Genomic DNA, 3,069 nt, shown 5'->3' with positions numbered 1-3,069 from the left:
GAATTGGGTATGTGATGTCCGTTGGTATTACGTGTTCTCGCAAATTTTCGGCATTACTGTCGACTTCTACCGTCTAACAGCCAAATTGTTTGGGTGTTATATGGTCAAGCCTCACGGGCAATTAGTACTGGTTAGCTCAACGCCTCACAACGCTTACACACCCAGCCTATCAACGTCGTAGTCTTCGACGGCCCTTTAGGGAACTCAAGGTTCCAGTGAGATCTCATCTTGAGGCAAGTTTCCCGCTTAGATGCTTTCAGCGGTTATCTTTCCCGAACATAGCTACCCGGCAATGCCACTGGCGTGACAACCGGAACACCAGAGGTTCGTCCACTCCGGTCCTCTCGTACTAGGAGCAGCCCCTCTCAAATCTCAAACGTCCACGGCAGATAGGGACCGAACTGTCTCACGACGTTCTAAACCCAGCTCGCGTACCACTTTAAATGGCGAACAGCCATACCCTTGGGACCGGCTTCAGCCCCAGGATGTGATGAGCCGACATCGAGGTGCCAAACACCGCCGTCGATATGAACTCTTGGGCGGTATCAGCCTGTTATCCCCGGAGTACCTTTTATCCGTTGAGCGATGGCCCTTCCATACAGAACCACCGGATCACTAAGACCTACTTTCGTACCTGCTCGACGTGTCTGTCTCGCAGTCAAGCGCGCTTTTGCCTTTATACTCTACGACCGATTTCCGACCGGTCTGAGCGCACCTTCGTACTCCTCCGTTACTCTTTAGGAGGAGACCGCCCCAGTCAAACTACCCACCATACACTGTCCTCGATCCGGATAACGGACCAGAGTTAGAACCTCAAGGTTGCCAGGGTGGTATTTCAAGGTTGGCTCCATGAGAACTGGCGTCCCCACTTCAAAGCCTCCCACCTATCCTACACAAGCAAGCTCAAAGTCCAGTGCAAAGCTATAGTAAAGGTTCACGGGGTCTTTCCGTCTAGCCGCGGATACACTGCATCTTCACAGCGATTTCAATTTCACTGAGTCTCGGGTGGAGACAGCGCCGCCATCGTTACGCCATTCGTGCAGGTCGGAACTTACCCGACAAGGAATTTCGCTACCTTAGGACCGTTATAGTTACGGCCGCCGTTTACCGGGGCTTCGATCAAGAGCTTCGCGTTAGCTAACCCCATCAATTAACCTTCCGGCACCGGGCAGGCGTCACACCCTATACGTCCACTTTCGTGTTTGCAGAGTGCTGTGTTTTTAATAAACAGTCGCAGCGGCCTGGTATCTTCGACCGGCATGTGCTTACGGGGTAAACCCTTCACACTCACCGGCGCACCTTCTCCCGAAGTTACGGTGCCATTTTGCCTAGTTCCTTCACCCGAGTTCTCTCAAGCGCCTTGGTATTCTCTACCTAACCACCTGTGTCGGTTTGGGGTACGGTTCCTAATTACCTGAAGCTTAGAAGCTTTTCCTGGAAGCATGGCATCAACCACTTCATCGTCCCAAAGGACAACTCGTCATCAGTTCTCGGCCTTGATTTCCCGGATTTACCTAAGAAACCAGCCTACCACCTTAAACACGGACAACCAACGCCGTGCTGGCCTAGCCTTCTCCGTCCCTCCATCGCAGTAATTAGAAGTACGGGAATATTAACCCGTTTCCCATCGACTACGCATTTCTGCCTCGCCTTAGGGGCCGACTCACCCTGCGTCGATTAACGTTGCGCAGGAAACCTTGGTCTTTCGGCGTGCGAGTTTTTCACTCGCATTGTCGTTACTCATGTCAGCATTCGCACTTCTGATACCTCCAGCAAGCTTCTCAACTCACCTTCACAGGCTTACAGAACGCTCCTCTACCGCTCATCCTAAGATGAACCCGTAGCTTCGGTGTATGGTTTGAGCCCCGTTACATCTTCCGCGCAGGCCGACTCGACTAGTGAGCTATTACGCTTTCTTTAAAGGGTGGCTGCTTCTAAGCCAACCTCCTAGCTGTCTAAGCCTTCCCACATCGTTTCCCACTTAACCATAACTTTGGGACCTTAGCTGACGGTCTGGGTTGTTTCCCTTTTCACGACGGACGTTAGCACCCGCCGTGTGTCTCCCGTGCTGACACTTGCTGGTATTCGGAGTTTGCATCGGTTTGGTAAGTCGGGATGACCCCCTAGCCGAAACAGTGCTCTACCCCCAGCAGTGATACACGAGGCGCTACCTAAATAGCTTTCGAGGAGAACCAGCTATCTCCGAGCTTGATTAGCCTTTCACTCCGATCCACAGGTCATCCGCTAACTTTTCAACGGTAGTCGGTTCGGTCCTCCAGTTAGTGTTACCCAACCTTCAACCTGCCCATGGATAGATCGCCCGGTTTCGGGTCTATACCCAGCGACTAAACGCCCTATTAAGACTCGCTTTCGCTACGCCTCCCCTATTCGGTTAAGCTCGCCACTGAATATAAGTCGCTGACCCATTATACAAAAGGTACGCAGTCACCCAACAAAGTAGGCTCCCACTGCTTGTACGCATACGGTTTCAGGATCTATTTCACTCCCCTCTCCGGGGTTCTTTTCGCCTTTCCCTCACGGTACTAGTTCACTATCGGTCAGTCAGTAGTATTTAGCCTTGGAGGATGGTCCCCCCATATTCAGACAAAGTTTCTCGTGCTCCGTCCTACTCGATTTCATTGATAAGAGCATTTCGTGTACGGGGCTATCACCCACTACGGCGGCACTTTCCAGAGCCTTCCACTACACTCTAATCAACTTAAGGGCTAGTCCCCGTTCGCTCGCCACTACTAAGGGAATCTCGGTTGATTTCTTTTCCTCAGGGTACTTAGATGTTTCAGTTCCCCTGGTTCGCCTCATGCACCTATGTATTCAGTGCATGATACCCAGCTTATGCTAGGTGGGTTCCCCCATTCAGAGATCTCTGGATCACAGTCTGTTTGCCGACTCCCCAAAGCTTATCGCAGGCTACAACGTCTTTCATCGCCTCTGACTGCCAAGGCATCCACCGTATGCGCTTCTTCACTTGACCATATAACCCCAAGCAATCTGGTTACTGTCTATAACGTGAAGACGACATTCGCCGAAAATTTGCACTTGAGAACAACG

At 51.6% G+C, this 3,069-nt stretch carries 1 rRNA gene; it reads right to left on the bottom strand.

The annotated features are described in order from the left end of the window. Window positions 1–100: 100 nt before the first annotated feature. Window positions 101–2,992 (bottom strand): 23S ribosomal RNA (locus QYS36_RS10020). Between the last annotated feature and the right edge of the window lie 77 nt (window positions 2,993–3,069).

It is taken from the genome of Pseudomonas sp. G34, from assembly GCF_031119625.1.
Taxonomy (GTDB): Bacteria; Pseudomonadota; Gammaproteobacteria; order Pseudomonadales; family Pseudomonadaceae; genus Aquipseudomonas.
Note: the sequence above shows the minus strand (reverse complement) of the source record. Positions and strands in the feature narration are given on the sequence as shown.